The 15,294-nt window shown below is 70.4% G+C and carries 14 protein-coding genes; 5 read left to right on the top strand and 9 right to left on the bottom strand.

Features of this window, described 5'->3' with window-relative positions; translation table 11 throughout:
• Positions 1–27: 27 nt before the first annotated feature.
• Positions 28–552 carry a DinB family protein gene (locus tag ACLL9L_RS03665; RefSeq protein ID WP_411283295.1) on the bottom strand — a complete coding sequence of 175 codons (525 nt, stop codon included), beginning with the start codon at positions 550–552 and terminating at the stop codon, positions 28–30.
• Positions 553–1,275: 723 nt separating this feature from the next.
• On the opposite strand from ACLL9L_RS03665, the gene ACLL9L_RS03660 reads away from it, so the two are divergent.
• Entirely contained in the window at positions 1,276–1,758 is a 483-nt protein-coding gene (locus ACLL9L_RS03660) for a hypothetical protein (RefSeq protein WP_411283294.1), read from the top strand.
• A 64-nt stretch (positions 1,759–1,822) separates the two neighbouring features.
• Here the strand turns inward: ACLL9L_RS03660 and ACLL9L_RS03655 are convergent, their stop codons facing one another.
• Together ACLL9L_RS03655 and ACLL9L_RS03650 are read right to left on the bottom strand one after the other, a co-directional pair.
• Positions 1,823–3,865, bottom strand: a complete 2,043-nt coding sequence (locus tag ACLL9L_RS03655; protein WP_411283293.1) for a M4 family metallopeptidase — start codon at positions 3,863–3,865, stop codon at positions 1,823–1,825.
• Positions 3,866–4,107: 242 nt separating this feature from the next.
• Positions 4,108–5,400 carry an MFS transporter gene (locus ACLL9L_RS03650; protein WP_411283292.1) on the bottom strand — a complete coding sequence of 431 codons (1,293 nt, stop codon included), beginning with the start codon at positions 5,398–5,400 and terminating at the stop codon, positions 4,108–4,110.
• 79 nt (positions 5,401–5,479) lie between these two features.
• On the opposite strand from ACLL9L_RS03650, the gene ACLL9L_RS03645 reads away from it, so the two are divergent.
• Positions 5,480–6,007, top strand: coding sequence for a MarR family winged helix-turn-helix transcriptional regulator (locus tag ACLL9L_RS03645; protein WP_411283291.1), 528 nt, complete (start codon positions 5,480–5,482; stop codon positions 6,005–6,007).
• Between the two features lie 193 nt (positions 6,008–6,200).
• Here ACLL9L_RS03645 and ACLL9L_RS03640 read toward each other — a convergent pair whose 3' ends face one another.
• Positions 6,201–7,199, bottom strand: a complete 999-nt coding sequence (locus tag ACLL9L_RS03640; protein WP_411283290.1) for a BadF/BadG/BcrA/BcrD ATPase family protein — start codon at positions 7,197–7,199, stop codon at positions 6,201–6,203.
• A gap of 22 nt (positions 7,200–7,221) precedes the next feature.
• Positions 7,222–8,118, bottom strand: coding sequence for a MurR/RpiR family transcriptional regulator (locus tag ACLL9L_RS03635; RefSeq protein ID WP_411283289.1), 897 nt, complete (start codon positions 8,116–8,118; stop codon positions 7,222–7,224).
• Positions 8,119–8,201: 83 nt separating this feature from the next.
• Between ACLL9L_RS03635 and ACLL9L_RS03630 the strand changes: the two genes are divergently transcribed.
• A complete protein-coding gene (locus ACLL9L_RS03630; RefSeq protein ID WP_411283288.1) occupies positions 8,202–9,065 on the top strand; it encodes a helix-turn-helix transcriptional regulator in 864 nt (287 codons plus the stop codon).
• 128 nt (positions 9,066–9,193) lie between these two features.
• On the opposite strand, the gene ACLL9L_RS03625 is transcribed toward ACLL9L_RS03630, so the two are convergent.
• A complete protein-coding gene (locus tag ACLL9L_RS03625; protein WP_411283296.1) occupies positions 9,194–10,729 on the bottom strand; it encodes a helicase HerA-like domain-containing protein in 1,536 nt (511 codons plus the stop codon).
• 202 nt (positions 10,730–10,931) lie between these two features.
• Here ACLL9L_RS03625 and ACLL9L_RS03620 point away from each other — a divergent pair, with 202 nt between their 5' ends.
• Both ACLL9L_RS03620 and ACLL9L_RS03615 read left to right on the top strand, forming a co-directional pair.
• Complete coding sequence (locus ACLL9L_RS03620; RefSeq protein ID WP_411283287.1) at positions 10,932–11,228, top strand: type II toxin-antitoxin system VapB family antitoxin; 297 nt, start codon at positions 10,932–10,934, stop codon at positions 11,226–11,228.
• Positions 11,229–11,299: 71 nt separating this feature from the next.
• The gene (locus ACLL9L_RS03615) at positions 11,300–11,857 is read left to right on the top strand and encodes a LytR C-terminal domain-containing protein (protein ID WP_411283286.1); all 558 of its coding nucleotides are present in this window, start codon (positions 11,300–11,302) and stop codon (positions 11,855–11,857) included.
• A 25-nt stretch (positions 11,858–11,882) separates the two neighbouring features.
• Here the strand turns inward: ACLL9L_RS03615 and aroQ are convergent, their stop codons facing one another.
• From aroQ to ACLL9L_RS03600, 3 genes are all read right to left on the bottom strand, one after another.
• Positions 11,883–12,332 carry a type II 3-dehydroquinate dehydratase gene (gene aroQ / locus ACLL9L_RS03610; protein WP_411283285.1) on the bottom strand — a complete coding sequence of 150 codons (450 nt, stop codon included), beginning with the start codon at positions 12,330–12,332 and terminating at the stop codon, positions 11,883–11,885.
• Between the two features lie 949 nt (positions 12,333–13,281).
• Positions 13,282–13,818: a hypothetical protein gene (locus ACLL9L_RS03605; protein ID WP_411283284.1), complete on the bottom strand. Its 537-nt coding sequence runs from the start codon at positions 13,816–13,818 to the stop codon at positions 13,282–13,284.
• A complete protein-coding gene (locus ACLL9L_RS03600; RefSeq protein ID WP_411283283.1) occupies positions 13,818–15,083 on the bottom strand; it encodes a molybdopterin-dependent oxidoreductase in 1,266 nt (421 codons plus the stop codon). The genes ACLL9L_RS03605 and ACLL9L_RS03600 overlap by 1 nt, the downstream gene beginning before the upstream one ends.
• Between the last annotated feature and the right edge of the window lie 211 nt (positions 15,084–15,294).

Genomic DNA, 15,294 nt, shown 5'->3' with positions numbered 1-15,294 from the left:
CCCGCTGGGTCCATTTCAGGCGGTGCGTCAGAGGGTGAGCTGGTCGCGGTGTGCGTCGAAGTGTAGGCCGGCGTATCGGTAGACGTCCGTCACAGTCATCCAGTCCTGGAAGTACGGGTCCCACTGCTGCGGGAAATGCATGCCTCGGCGCAGGTCTGCCTCGCTCTCCGCGTCGAGTCTGCGCTGCAGTCCGGCGATGACCCGGTCCGCCTTGGCGCCCATCCGGTCGTGGTTGAAGACCAGCGCACCACCGCAGGAACCGAGGTAGTTGACCACGTGGAACGGCGCGCTTGAGGCGTTCAGCGTCCGTGCGAATCCCCTACTCACACTGTTCGGCAGGTTGCTGAAGGCTCGGACCATCGGCAGCAGGGTCCGCACGACCAGGTATCCGAAGAGCATGTGGAACAGCAGCTGCTCGTTGGTCCAGCGCGTGCCTTCCGTCCTGCGACGCAAGTCTGCTGGGGACGCGTCGGCCAAGAGCTGATGCAGCACTGTCACCGCCTGGTCGAGGTCACGGTGGATCGACTCCCGGTCAACGAGCTCCTCAGCCATGGCGTCACCTCTGGTCTCAGTATCTCGCCAACTGTCGGAGGGGGATGAGGGGTTGATGACGACCGCCGCCGACCCCCCGAGTGTCGGGCTCCCCATTCTGCTGGTGCTGCGGGACGGCGCGACGAGGTTGACCGACCGGGGACACGTCGGTTTTGAGGACCGGTCCGCGCTGCACGCGCCGCGGTCATCCCGCGGCTGGCAAGACCATCCCGTGCTCGGGCGGTGGCTTCGCCGGATCGACAGCTTTCTTCCCTAGCCGCGAAGGGATCGGATGAGCGACCTACCCGCTGCTGGTGCAGCTACCGGCCCAGGTCGATGATCGGTGCATGAGAGCCGAACTGCTGGTGGTGGCGGACTGCCCGAACGAGAAGCTCGCGGCCGAACTCCTACGCCGAGCGGCTCGCCAGCGTTCCTGATCGACGGTCAGGATCCCTTCGCGGCACCCGGAGCCACCCCCGCTGTGGCCTGCCGGGTCCACCACACCGCGAACGGCCTCGCCGGCACACCCGACCCTGGCCGATCTGGTCCCTGCCATCCACCCCCGCAAGGTCATGGGGCCAAGTCGAGCGGGGGCCTCACCACACCTGAAATGGCGCGTGCCCCCCGGCGACAGAGCGGGGAAGCGTTGTGAGTGAAAGCTCTCAGGGGTTCACTTCCCCTGTCCTTCGCCATCAGCCCGCAACCCGACGTGCGTCCGCCCCGACGACCACGGAGAATGGCGGGGTGATCCTCCGGCTGGTCCTGCTGACCTCCCTGGCCCTCGTGTCGGCCTGCGGCTCGGGCGCTTCCGGCTCGGGCGCGGCGGCCTCGGGCGGCGCTACGTCCGGATCAGCCGCGCGCTCGGTCTTCCCCGTCACCGTCACCAGGGTCGGGGGGATCGCCGGGTTCGACGACCGGGTCGTCGTCCAGGTGTCGGGCGCCACCGGTGTCAGCACGAGATCGGGTCCACGGCCCGGCTGCACCCTGACGCCCGCTGCCCTTGCCGGCCTCGACCGAGCTGTCCGCGAGCTGGACGCGAACCCCCCCACCGCGGCGACCTCGGCCGGACGGGTCTCCGACCAGATGGCCGTCACCGTGGCCTACACACGTCCCGACGGGGGCGGCTCCCTCGGCGAGGCCGCCGGCGACGAGGTCGCCGCCGTCACCGGCCTGCTCGACGACGTGACCGGCGCCAGCCCGGCATACGCCCTCTGCACGAAGGATTGACGCGGCGAAGGCCGGCCACCCCCGAGGTCCGGGGGTGGCCGGCCTCAGCCGTGCGGGGTGGCGCTCAGCCGGCGAAGGTGTCGTCCACGACGAAGCTCGTCTGGAGCGACGAGTCCTCGACCATGAGGAACTTCACCGAGACCGAAGTGCCCTTGAAGGCCGACAGGTCGTAGGACTTCTGCGCGTAGGTCGCGTTGGCGCCCACGTTGCTGAAGGTGGCGAGCGTCGTGGTGACCCCGCCGCCGATGACCTGCACCTTCAGGGTGTCGTATGCCGTGCTGCCGGTCTCCGCGGTGTCGGTGCGGAGCCAGAACGTCAGCATCGGGGTGCCCGTCGCCGGAACGGCCACGGTCTGGGCCTCGCTCTCGGTCGCGGTCGTGCCGTTGCCACCGAGCCACATCTTCCACGAGCCGCTGTGTGCGGGGCGTCCCGTGCTGCTGGTGATCGGGCCGGCGGTGCCGGTCCAGCTCACGGCCCCGGACTCGAAGCCCGGGTTGGCAAACAGGTTGCCGGTGGTGGGCGGCGGCGGCGGCGCGACCCCGCCGCAGGTCTCGGCGCCCACCGGGACGCCGATGGCGCTGAAACTGGCTGCGATCCCGGAGCACTCGGCACTGCTCGCGCCGTAGAGGTCCTTGGCGGACCTGACCGCGCCGTCACGGGCGTTCTTGTAGGTGCTGTTCGCCGTGAGGTAGGTCGACAGCGTGCGATACCAGATCTTCTCTGCCTTGGTCCGGCCGATGGGGGTGAGCGCCATCCCGTTGCAGGTGGGGCTGTTGTAGCTCACGCCGTTGATCGTCCTGGAGCCCGAGCCCTCGGAGGCGAGGAAGAACCAGTGGTTCAGCGGGCCCGAGGAGTAGTGCGGGTCGAGGCTGCCGGTCGTGCTCGTCCAGCAGTCCTTCGAGGCCCCGTCCCGGGACGGCCTGTCCATGTAGCGCAGCGGGGTGCCGTTGCCGTTGAGGTTGAGCTTCTCCCCGATGAGATAGTCAGGGACGTCACTGGGGTTGTTGGCGTAGAACTCCACCGCCGTGCCGAAGATGTCGGACGTCGCCTCGTTGAGGCCGCCGGCGTCCCCGGAGTAGGCCAGGGCGGCCGTGTTATCGGTGACACCGTGCGAGATCTCGTGGCCGGCGACGTCGAGTTCGACGAGGGGGTTGGCGTTGTTGGCGCCGTCGCCGTAGGTCATCTGAATGCCGTCCCAGAAGGCGTTGGAGTAGGCGTTGCCGTAGTGCACGCGCGAGCGGGCGCCGGTGCCATTGTTCCAGATGCCGGCCCGTCCGAGCACGGTGTTGTAGAAGTCGTAGGTCTTCTCCGCGCCGTACTGCGCGTCGACGGCGGCCGAGGCCCGGTCGGAGTTCGAGCCGTTGCCCCACAGGTCGTCAGCGTCGGTGAACTGGACGCCGGTGCCGGTCGTCGCCGCGCCATTCATGTCGGTGACGTAGTTCCCGGTCGTGTCCTTCAGCTGGTAGGCCCCGTTGAGAAGGGTGGTGCCGATCGGCACCGCCCCGACGAAGATTCCCTTGCCGCTGCCGTTCTCAATCGCGTCCCAGCTGGTCAGGGTGGCCCCGGTGGTGGCGTCGACCACGGTGTGCAGTCTCGAGGGGGTCTGGTCGGCCTTGGTGCCCTCGGTGAGGACGTCGTAGGCGAGGACGGGCGCGGCGCCCCCGGCATACACGACGAGCTCGCCCCGAGGTGGCGCGAGGCCCTGCCTGGCGCCCTTGGCGGCCGCGGCCGCGAGGGAGACCGTGGGGGTGGTCGAGGCGACCGCCGCCTTGCCCGACGCGTTCCAGGTGACGTCCTTGACGGCGCCGGCCTTGTCGCGGTGGGAGACGAAGTCGCCGCCGATGACGCGCAGCCCCTTGAAGGTCCGGGCGTAGCGCACGTGGCTGGAGCCGTCGGCATCCGTGATGACGTCCTTGACGACGAGCTTCTCGCCGCCGCCGAGGCCGAGGGTCTGACCGGTCTGGTCGGCCTTGGCCTGTTCGACGAGGATCTGGGTGCCGCGGTCGGGCGTCGGTGTGGGGGCGCCGTGCGCATCGACCACGGGGACAGCCGTCGCCGCGGCGGCGACGAGGGCTGCGAGGGTGACGCCCGTGAAGAGGTGTCTCACGTGTGCTTGCTCCTTGGAGATGGGCCACCGACCGGGGGCTGCGGGGTATGCCGGGGGCACGGGCGCCGCCGCCCCGGGGCCGCCCGCCCCGGAAACGGACAGGCCCGCGGGACGGCTCACTCGCCGAACGGCACAAATCGTGACACTCGTCGCGTTGGAGGCACCGGTCAAGCGAGTTGGCCATCTCTTGACGCAGCCGAGGACAGAAGCATGCTCCGGGACGGATGTCCCGGGGCAGGTCTTTACCGACCCCGTCCGACCTGTCCGTCGGCCAGTGACCGGTTCCGGCGCACCGGACCCGGGTCAGCCGGTGTCCGGGAGGACGAGGAGGGGCGCAGCACGCTCCGCAGGCGCAGGGCAGCAAGGACGGCGAGCCCGCTGATGCCGAGGTGCACGACGACGAAGATCGTCCCGTGCCCGGCGCCGAGCGCCAGCCCGGCGAGGAGCGGGCCCACGGCGGACACCCCCGTCTGGAGCGCGGCGAAGAGGCCGAGCGTCGTGCCGACCATCCCGGCCGGGGCGAGGCTCGCCGTGAGCGGGTTGAGGATCGGCGCGAACATCGTCTCCCCTACCGCGAAGATGCCGTAGGTCGTCACGAAGAGGACCGCCGCGATCGCGGGGGTGGTCATCGAGAAGGCAAGGATCCCCCACGAGAGGACCCAGATCAGGCCGACGACGACGAGCAGCGACGCGGAGTCGCGGCGTGCGGTCCACCGGACCACGACCATCTGGAGGGCGACGATGACGAGGCAGTTGACCGCTGCCGCGGTGCCGATCGTCCGGGCCGGGACATCGAGGAACATCAGCGCGAAGGCCGGCAGTCCGGACTCGAACTGCGCGTAGAATCCCAGGGCGAGGGCGACCGTGACGGCCGCGACCCAGCGCAGGGCCGGGACCGACGCCACCGCACGCAGCGCCACGGCGGAGTTGACCCGCTCGGCGGGCGAGTCGCCCTCGAGTGGGTCGGAGACCTCGGCACCGGCGCGACGGCCGGACAGCGCGAGCAGCCCGGCGCCGAGGACGAAGCCGACCGCGGCCATCGCGAACGCGGGCCACATGCCGTGCTCCTGGTCGAGGTCGACGATCTGGGCCGCGAGGAGGGCGCCGATGGCCATGCCGATCGACGAGCCGGTGAACTGCCAGGCGAAGACGCGTCGCCGGTCTTTCGACCCGACCCAGCGCAGGATGAGGACGGACTGGGCCGGCTGGGCGGCCGTGATGCCCATGCCGAAGACGAACATCGCGGCCAGGAAGGCCTGCGGTGAGTCGGCGAGCAGCAGGCCGACGCTCGCCAGGGCCGCGAGCACCTTCGCGGTCACGGCGACCCGCACCGGCGGCAGGCGGTCGGCCAGGCGACCACCCACGGGAGCGGCGAGGAGCGCCCCCACGGAGAAGAGGCTCGAGGCCCCGGCCGCCGCCAGGGTGCCCCAGCCGCGGGTGTTCGCGGCATACGCGTACTGGTAGGGCAGCACCGTGCCCCACCCGAGCATGCTGACCGCTCCGGCCAGAACCACCAGGTTTGCGCGCTTGATCATGAGGCTCTCAACATTCGAACTCGTAGATTTGTCTCTCGAATACTTCGATATCGAAATATTAGCATGAGAAGATCGGTGGATGACCCCCGGGGAGCGTCCGGTCGAGACCGCGCAGGAGCGCTACCGCGCCGACGTGGCGTCCTATGTCGCGGCCGGCGGCGAGGAGACGGTGCAGCGGGTCATCACCGCGATCCACGGTCTGCAGCGCCGCCTCGGTCAGTGGTACGACCGCCAGCTCGTCGACCTCGGCCTCAGCCAGGGGGAGTGGACCGTGCTCTCCCGTCTGGCGACCTGCGAGGAGGGCACGGCGATGACCCCGACCCAGCTCGCGGAGTCGGCCGGCATCGCCCCCTCGTCGATGACCCACCGCCTCGACCGGATGACCGGGCGGGGACTGGTCTCCCGCACGAGCGACCCGGGCAACCGCACCCGCGTCCTGGTCAGCTTGACCCCGCAGGGCTGGCAGATGTTCTCGGCCGCCATCAAGGAGTCGAACCTGGTCGAGAGCGACGTCCTCAGCACCCTCAGCACGGGTGAGCGAGAGGAGCTCGCCTCAATGCTCGAGCAGGTCATCGCAGGGCTCGACGACCACGTCGAGCAGACCTGACCCGTATGCCGTCCGATGCACCGTCCGCGCCGTCCGCGCCTGCCGGGCCTGCCGGGCCTGCCGCACCTCCCGGACCGCTGGCGCCCGGTGGCGAGAGCGCGCATCCGCAGAATGGGACCTGCTCGTCCTCGGGGCCGGCCGGCGACCGCGGCGCACCGGGCCCGACGCCACCCCTTCGCATGGGCGACGGAGCTCAACCAACGAGCAGGAAGGGCGCCCGCCCCGGAAGGGGCCGACCGGAGGCGAGGTGACGAGCGATCCGGAGCGCCCCGTCCAACGACGTCCCGCGCGCCGGGGTGAGGGTCAGACCGGCCTCGGCACAGGCGCCCTCGAAGGCTCGCCGCACCGGCGTTGCCCGTAGCAGGCCCCCCACGGCGACGAGGCGCCCATCCTCGATGCCTGCCGCGGCGCTGGCGAGGGACGCGGCCAGCGCGCGACCAGCCGCCGCGCAGATCGCCGCGGCGGTCTGGTCATGCTCGGCCAGCCCACAGACCGACGGCGCGAACCCGGCCAACAGCTCGGGGGAATCCGACCGGGTCATCACCATCCGCGGCCAGCCCTCCACCGGGCCGAAGTGTGCCCGCGCTGCGGCGAGCAGGGCTCCCCCGCACGCGCTCTTCGCGTCGCCCACCCCGTCGCTGATCCCGTCGCTGATCCCGTCGCTGGTTCCGTCGCTCACCCCGTCGCTTGTCCTCAGCGCCGCCCGGAGACCCTCGAGCCCGACCCAGGCTCCGGACCCGCGGTCCCCGAGCACGTGTCCCCAGCCGTCGACCCGGCGCCAGACGTCGGTGAAGTCCGTGCCGAAGGCCACCGCGCCGGTCCCCGCGGCGACGACGGCGCCCGGTCGGACGGCCCCGACGCCTCCGACGAGCGAGGAGAGGGCGTCGCTGCAGACGACGGTGTGCGCAGCCCCCAGCCGATGAGTGACCGTGCGGTGCACGGTCTCCGGGTCGAGGAGCCCGAGCAGGCCGCGCATCGACCAGACGAGCACGTCGATGTCGACCCGGTGGTCGCGGTCGACGCGGTGGTCGGAGAGCAGCCGTTCAGCCGAGGTGACCAACGTGTCAAGGTCGATGCCCTCAGCGGTGACGCGCGCCCCGGGCGCCGTCCGGACGTGGCCGGGGCGGTCGTTCATGACCCGCCGCAGACGCATCCCGGATCCGCCGACGTCGATCCCGACGAGAACGCTCACCGGCCCACGATGGCGCCGCGGCCTAGAGGTGGTGACCGGAGACGGCCGCACGCGTGTCGACCACGGCCTGCCTGGCCCGGTTCGGGTCCCGTTGTGCCACCGCGATGTAGAGGCAGTCGATGACGGTGAGGGCCGCGATGCGGCTGGCCGTGGCCCCGGAACGCAGCGGGGTCTCACGCGCCGCGGTCGTCAGGACGATGTCGGCGCTATCGACGAGCCGCGACAGCGGGAAGTTCGTGATGGCGACGGTGGTCGCACCCTGGCTCCGCGCCTTGCTCAGCGACTCGATGGTCTCCCGGGTCGTGCCGGAGTGGGAGATGCCGATGGCCACGTCCCCGGCACGCAGCAGTGCCGCGCTGGTCAGAGCGAGGTGGGGGTCGTTCCACGAGAATGCGATGACCCCGATCCGGTGCAGCTTCTGTTGGGCGTCCGTCCCGACGATGGCGCTCGCCCCGATGCCGTAGATGTCCACCCGCGAGGCAGCCGCGATCGCCTCGGCGGCGGTACTCAGAGCACCGCGGTCGAGCTGGTGCGCGGTCTCCTCCACCGCGCTCGCATCGGCGAAGGCCACCTTGGAGATGATGTCGTCGATCGAGTCGTCCTCGTTGATGTCCGTGGCAGCCGCGACCAGCGCCCGCGGCTGGGCGGACTCCGCGGCCAGGGCCAGCCGCAGCTGGGGGTAGCCGGGCAGGCCGAGACGCTTGCAGAAGCGCAGGACGGTCGTCTCGGACGTCCTCGCCTGCACCGCGAGCTCGCTGATCGTCAGGGCTGCCGCGGCCCGCGCATCGGCCAGCACCTGCTCCGCCACCCGGTCCTCGGCCGGCGAGAGCGACGGCCGGAGGCCCCGCAGCTGGACGAGGATGCCCGCAGGTGAGCCGGGGATGGGCCGGGTCGTCTTGCCGTCGATGCGAGCTGCCATGCCGTCAACCTAGTCCGAGGCGAGGTCACGGTGACGTCACGTCCATCCTGCCGGTGCGCCCCCGGCGCTGACACACTGACGCCATGACCACGCCGCCTCCGGTCGACAAGGTGCCATCGACACCGTCGGGCACCGCCCCGGTCCCGACCCTCGGCACCTTCCTGCGCGGGCGCCGGATGGCTCTGCAGCCGGAGGACGTCGGGATCGCCCGCACCAAGGGACGCAACGTCTCGGGTCTGCGTCGGGCCGAGGTCGCAGAGCTCGCCGACATGTCGCTCGCCTACTACACGTTCATCGAACGCGGCCGGGACCTGCGGCCCTCCAGGGCTGTGCTCGAGTCGATCGGCCGAGCGCTCCTGCTCACCGCCCGCGAGCGTCGGATGCTGCGGGACCTCAGATCCGGTGAGGTGCGTCGCCCGCTCCTGGCCGAGGAGGAGATCGGCGAGGAGATCGAGGAGCTGGCGGAGGTCCTCGAGCCCAACCCCACCTACGTCATGGGCGCGCGCTGGGACATCCTGACCTCGAACCGCTCGGCGAACCTGCTCTTCACCAACTGGAACACGAAGCCGGGCCGTGAGCGCAACATGCTGTGGTACTACCTGTGCGACCCCTCCGCCCGTGAGCTCTACGTCGACTGGGAGGCGGAGGCGGCCGACCAGGTGGCGCACTTTCGGGAGTCCTTCGCCGAGCACCCGGACGACCCCGCGTTCTCCACCCTGCTCGAGGAGATCTTCGAGGTGACGCCGCAGGCGCGTTCTTGGTGGGAACGGCACGACGCCCGACCGAATCGCAGTGGTGTCAAACGGGTCCGCATTCCCGACGGGCGAGTCGTCCTGTTGCGCCAGCTCGTCCTGGAGTCGGCCGACAACCCCGCAATCCAGATCGTCACCTACTTCGCAGACATGTCCGGCGACGAGGACAACGACACCGACGACGAGGATGTGTGACCGTCCCGAGGGCCCCCTGGCTCACCCCCGACCACAACTCCTCACGTGAGGACCTGCGGCCGCCCGATCGGACCAACCCCGACCACAACTCCTCACGTGAGGACCTGCGGTCGGCGAGGTGGCTGAGGTCAGCGGCCTCGGCGGGCCGTTCCGAAGAGGCTCCGGGTGATCTCCCGGCCGATCACCGTGCCGGCCGAGCGGAGGATGGACCGAAAGGCCGAGGACTCCACCACCTTCTCCATTATCGTCGGGTCCTCCTTCGCCGCACGGGCCGGGTGCGCCGGCGCTGGTGACGCGGCGGTCGTCGCGGGCTGGGCCTCGGCGGCGGGCGCCGCCTGCATGCGGGACTGGAGCAGCTCGTACGCCGACTCCCGATCCGCCACCGCAGCATACTTCTGCGCGATCTGGGAGCCGGCCATGATCTGGTTCATCGTCGCCTCCGGCGCCGGCGCCATGAGGGACTGCGGGGCGCGCATCCGGGTCCAGGCCACCGGGGTCGGGGCGCCCTTCTCGGACAGGACCGTGATCACGGCCTCGCCGGTGCCGAGCGAGGTGAGGAGCGCGCCCAGGTCGTAGCCGCTGCGCGGGTAGGTCGACACGGCCGCCTTGAGCGCCTTGGCGTCGTCCGGGGTGAACGCCCGCAGCGCATGCTGCACCCGGTTGCCGAGCTGGGCCAGGACGTCGGACGGGACGTCCTTGGGCGACTGGGTGACGAAGAAGACCCCGACGCCCTTGGACCGGATGAGGCGGACGGTCTGCTGGATCGCGTCGAGGAAGTCCTTCGACGCGCCGTTGAAGAGCAGGTGCGCCTCGTCAAAGAAGAAGACGAGCTTGGGCTTGTCGGGGTCGCCGACCTCCGGGAGGTCGTGGAAGAGGTCGGCGAGCATCCACATGAGGAAGGTGGAGAACAGGGCCGGGCGGTCCTGCACCGTGGGCAGCTCGAGGATCGTCACCATCCCCTTGCCGTCGGCGGACATCCGCAGCAGGTCGGCGGTGTCGAACTCGGGCTCGCCGAAGAACGCCTCGGCGCCCTGGTCGGCAAAGCCGATGAGCTCGCGCAGGATGACCCCCGCGGTGGCCGCGCTCAGCCCGCCGAGGGCCTTGAGGTCGACCTTGCCCTCGTCCGAGGTGAGGTGCTGGATGACGGCACGCAGGTCCTTGAGGTCGAGCAGCGCCAGTCCCTGAGCGTCGGCATAGTGGAAGACCAGCCCCAGGCTCGACTCCTGGGTCGCGTTGAGACCGAGGACCTTGCTCAGCAGGGTCGGGCCGAAGGACGTGATCGTCGCGCGGATCGGGATGCCGGTGCCCAGCCCGCCGAGGGAGAGGAACTCCGTCGGGTATGCCGTGGGGTCCCACTGCTCCCCGATGCTCGCCGCGCGGGCGGTGATCCTGTCGTTGGGCTGGCCGGCCACCGCCATGCCGGACAGGTCGCCCTTGATGTCGGCGAGGAAGACCGGGACGCCCTGGCCGGCAAGCTGCTCGGCCATCAGCTGGAGGGTCTTGGTCTTGCCGGTGCCCGTGGCGCCGGCGACCAGTCCGTGCCTGTTGAGCACCGCGAGCGGGATGCGGACCTTGGCCTCCGGGTAGGTCAGCCCGTCGACGACCGCTGCGCCGAACTCAAGCGCGGGACCCTCGAAGGCGTAGCCCTGCAGGATCTCCGTGATCTGGGCGGGCGCCGGTGCGGTGGCCGCGGGCGCCGGTGCGGTGGGCGCGGGCGCCGGTGCGGTGGGCGCTGGCGCCGGTGCGGCGGGGGCCGGTGTCGTGGGAGCGGAGCCGTCTGAGGGCGTGGTCGCGTCAGTCACGATCCGCACTCTAGCCGTCCTTGCGGAGGGTGGACCGGAGCAGCGTCTGCCTACACTGGCACCCGTGATCTTCAAGGCTGTCGGCGAGTCCCGCCCCTATCCGGAGCACGGTCTCGTCACGGCGAGGGACTGGTCGGACGTGCCACCCCGGATGGTGCGGCTGCAGGATCTGGTGACGACCAAGCGCAATCTCGACCTGGCCATGGTGCTGTCCGAGGACTCGACCTTCTACGGTGACCTCTTCGCCCACGTCGTCGAGTGGCAGGACGCGCTCTACCTCGAGGACGGCCTCCACCGGGCCCTGCGCGCGGCGCTCCAGCAGCGTCCTACCCTCCACGCGCGCGTCCTCGTGCTTCACTAGCGTCCAGAGATCAGCCGAGCCGTCCAGAGATCAGACGGGCGGCGGGCCATCCAGCGTCGGGAGGGGGAGCGGTGAGCTACGTCGTGGAGTCGACCTCCTCCCAGCGCTCGCGCAAACGGCTGCGGACGGCTGTCACGCTGGTGGTGGCGGTCGCCCTCCTCGCGGGAGCGTTCTACTACGCGTCCACCTACTTCAAGAAGGGCGCGGCCACCTCGGCGGCGTGCCCGACGGGCACCGCCACGACGGCGGCGCCGGGTGCGCCCGGGGCGGCGCCGGCCCCCGGCCAGATCACGGTGAACGTCTACAACGCGACGAACCGCAACGGTCTCGCGAGCGACACGGCCAAGGGCGTCAAGGAACGCGGATACGTCGTGGGCACCGTCTCGAACGACCCGCTCCGCAAGACGATCCCCCAGCCGGCCGAGGTGCGCCACGGCAAGAACGGCGAGGTGGCCGCCGGCCTGGTGGCGAGCCTGGTCGCCGGCTCCGTGATGGTCGTCGACGCCCGGGCCGACGCGTCGGTTGACCTCGTCGTCGGCAACGGGTACCAGGCCCTCGTCGCCGCTGCGCCCGCAACTCCGGGCGCCCCCGCGGCTGCCACTGCCGCGCGGACCACGCCCCGCTGCTGAGGACCCGGGCTGCGCCAGCCTGGCGTCAGCCCACTCCCCCGTCGAGCTTCGACGCGATGGCACTCAGGGCCAGCTCGTAACCCAGCGTCCCGCACCCGACGATGACGCCGGTCGCCACGTCGGAGAGGTAGGAGTGCTGGCGAAACCCCTCTCGCGCATGGACGTTGGAGATGTGGACCTCGATGATCGGGCCCTGCACGAGCGCGAGGGCATCCCGGATCGCGATCGAGGTGTGCGTGTAGGCCCCCGCGTTGATGACCACGCCCGCCGACCGACGCAGCTCCTGGATCATCGAGACGAGGTCGCCCTCGTGGTTGCTCTGGCGGAAGTCGACGTCGCAGCCGAGGCCGTCGGCGTGCGCCACGCACCGACGCTCGAGGTCCGCCAACGTCTCCGACCCGTAGACCTCGGGCTGGCGCTCGCCGAGCAGGTTGAGGTTGGGGCCGTTGAGCACGGCAATCACCGGACGGGACACGAGAGCTCTCCTGGGGGCGGACGGCGGGATAGTCACATCCCGCCCAGCCTGTCACGTCGGCGCCGCCCGGCCCGGCGCCGACGAGCTCCCGGCGCGCCTGCCGGGGAGATCCCGGAGTCTTGGGGCCCTCCCGGGCCACAACTCTCCGAGACATTCAGGCGTCGGGAGGCGACTGGAAGGTCGGCTGCTGTTTGGCGGTGGCGGTGCGACTCGAACCCACGGTGGAGTCTCCCCAACACACGCTTTCGAGGTCTGCCCCGCGGGATTCAGAGCCCGCTGCGAGCGTTCAGACACGCTCGACGGCGATCCACAAGGCCGCGCAGGAACCACCCTGAAGGCACACGAATGAGACTAGAAATGAGACCACGGGAGGGCCCAGGGAGGGCTGGCATGCCGCCGGCGACTCTGGATCTCTGGTCCGTACGGATCCGGCCCACTCGATCCTCCACCTGAAAATCGGAAGGTCGGCGGTTCGACCCCGCCCCTGGCCACCACCCGAAACCGCAGGTGAAAGCATTGCTGACCTGGGGTTTTGCCTGTCTAGGGTCTTCATGGCTAAGGCCTGCGGCTGGCCGCCAGTGACCCCGATTGACCCCGATTCGCCAAGAGATATCGCACGAGCTATCGCACGAATTGGGTGCGAAGACAATCTGCGGCGGACACCTGGCCAAGTTGGCGCCTCCGACTCTCTCGTATGACCTCGGTCCGTCGACACCGGCCTGGACACCTGGAGCGCTCGCAAGCCCCGGGGGAACCAGGCTGGGTCCCCCTAGCGCGCAACCCGTCATCCAGCGGTAGCGGCGCGGCGCCTGACCAGTGGGACACGTCCGTCCCAGACACAGCGGTGGGTGTCAGACCTGGTCGGTGGGCCAGCCACGAGGCCACCGAGTTGCACGACCCGGCGCAAGGACGATGAGCAGCATCGGCGGGCTCTCCGATTCGCATCGACCTACGGGTCACCGTCGCCCATCCGGGTCCGGCGCTGTGTCTGTCCGTGCGCGAGGTCAGGCTCGACGCCAGCTCGCGGCATTGGACTGTCCGGCTCGTCCTCGGTCTCCGTTTCGGCCAGGGTGCGTGCGGCTGCCTGGTCCCGAGCGACCCGCACGGCATAGGCCAGTAGTGTCGCGCCGGCGATGATGCCGACGAGGAGGGTGAGGTTGCCGCCGAAGTTCTGTTGCAGGAGTGCCTTGCTCGCCGGCTGACTGCCCTGTCGGTAGATCATCGGGATCGCGACCACGGTGACGAGGCCCGCCGCCACGAGGGCGCCCTGCAGAAACAGTCGCGCCCGGGGCGGCACGAGGCGTCCGATGCCCCAGCCGATCGCGAGGACCAGCGGGGACAGGATGCCGTCGTGGATGAGGATGGCGCCAGCCAGCCACAGGGCGAGGATCAGGAGGCTCCCAAACGGGATCTGGGTGACGAGCCGGAAGACGCCGAAGAGGAGCAGCAGGATCCCGGCGCCGGCAAGCGTCAGACGCAAGCGCATCAGAGCACCTCGACCATGGTGAGCCACTTCGTGTTCAGCACTCCGGGACGGTTCGGGGCAATTAACCGCAGGGGGTAGCCGTGGTCAAGGTTCAGCCGCTGCCCGTTGAGGTGAGTGGCGAGCAGGGCGTGCGACACCTGCGGGCCGAAGACGTCCGACGTGCGATAGCTGCCGCCCGTCTCGAGGGAGTGCACCCTGACCCGTGAATCGGCAGTGCCCCCGGCACGGACGACGAGGTCGATGAGTCGCACCCCGCGCCAGGCGGCTCCGACGCTCCATCCCTCGACGCAGGTGATGGGGAGCTGCTCGTCGTGCAGGGCCATCGCCTCGACCTCGGCCAGACCCAGTGAGTAGGGCTTCGGACCCCCAACCCGCAACGCCCAGGTCGCCGCGGACGCGGAGGCGCCCACCCCGGCCTGGTCCGCGGTGCGGTTGACCGGGACGCCCTGTGGACCCTTCTTCCCCTGCCGGATGGCCAGCAGACCGACCGGCTCCAGCGGTGTCAGGGTCTGCCCGACCGACGTCATCACGACGACACCGATGCCGCTACCGGTGGCCACGAGCAGTCCCCGACGGGACAGACCCTCCGTGGCTGGTGGCGGGATCTTGCCGGCGTTGCTGTGCGCGGCGGGGTTCTCGCTCCAAGGGATCTCGGTGAGGACGTCGCCGTCCACCACCTTGGCACTCAGGCCGTATGTGATGTCGGGCAGTTTCACGGCGACGTGCAGGAGGACCGAGCCGATGACGACGTACCCGAGGAACCGGTGCACCGGGACGAAGTCCCACGCCCACGGATACCAGTTCAACGCGTTGAAGAACCCGGTGAACAGCTGCACGAGCGCCGACGAGACCAGCACCGCGACCGACAGTCGCTCGAGGCCGTGCCTGGTGGAGCGGACCAACGGCCACCGGAAGAGGTTGGGGAACACCGACCACAGTTTGACCAGCAGCAGCGGGATCGACGCGGTCCCCGTGGCGATGTGCAACCCCTGGGTCACCCGGTAGGCCCAGACCGGGCTCGCCGGCTCGGGCAGCCACGACCACGGCTGGTACTGGTAGTGGCTGAGAAGGCCGGTCACGAAACAGATGGAGAACGAGATCCCCAGCAGCCGGCCCACCCGCGCCGTGACCGCGGTCGAACGCAGGGGGCTGCTGAACGCGGGCCACCATTCAGGCCTGGCCCGCTCGTGGCGGTGACGGACGTCGCGTCCCTCCCCCGACACGGCCAGGAGCAGGCGGTCACTCCACTTCCTCGGCGACGTCATGGCCCTACCGTGAACGGCAGGACCATCGCGGTCAACCGTTGTCAGCCACACGTCAGCAGCCCGTAATCCGATCCCGCGCCCGCCGCCGCACGGCTCACGCGCATCGGTCCGCCCCGTCCCTGATACCCGCTCGCGCACTGCGGGCAACGACTCTCGAGCTGAATGGCGCCGAATCGAGAAGGGCCAGCCTTGAGTGGTTCCGTTCCACGGG

Source organism: Lapillicoccus sp. (assembly GCF_046595215.1).
Lineage (GTDB): Bacteria > Actinomycetota > Actinomycetes > Actinomycetales > Dermatophilaceae > Lapillicoccus.
This window is presented reverse-complemented; position numbering and strand designations above follow the sequence as displayed.

What these genes read in the sequence shown, in the direction of transcription:
- ACLL9L_RS03630 (WP_411283288.1), top strand. Translation starts at nt 8,202, where the DNA reads ATGACCACGCCGCCTCCGGTCGACAAGGTGCCATCGACACCGTCGGGC.
- ACLL9L_RS03665 (WP_411283295.1), bottom strand. Translation starts at nt 552, where the DNA reads ATGGCTGAGGAGCTCGTTGACCGGGAGTCGATCCACCGTGACCTCGAC.
- ACLL9L_RS03645 (WP_411283291.1), top strand. Translation starts at nt 5,480, where the DNA reads ATGACCCCCGGGGAGCGTCCGGTCGAGACCGCGCAGGAGCGCTACCGC.
- ACLL9L_RS03650 (WP_411283292.1), bottom strand. Translation starts at nt 5,400, where the DNA reads ATGATCAAGCGCGCAAACCTGGTGGTTCTGGCCGGAGCGGTCAGCATG.
- ACLL9L_RS03600 (WP_411283283.1), bottom strand. Translation starts at nt 15,083, where the DNA reads ATGACGTCGCCGAGGAAGTGGAGTGACCGCCTGCTCCTGGCCGTGTCG.
- ACLL9L_RS03635 (WP_411283289.1), bottom strand. Translation starts at nt 8,118, where the DNA reads ATGGCAGCTCGCATCGACGGCAAGACGACCCGGCCCATCCCCGGCTCA.
- ACLL9L_RS03605 (WP_411283284.1), bottom strand. Translation starts at nt 13,818, where the DNA reads ATGCGCTTGCGTCTGACGCTTGCCGGCGCCGGGATCCTGCTGCTCCTC.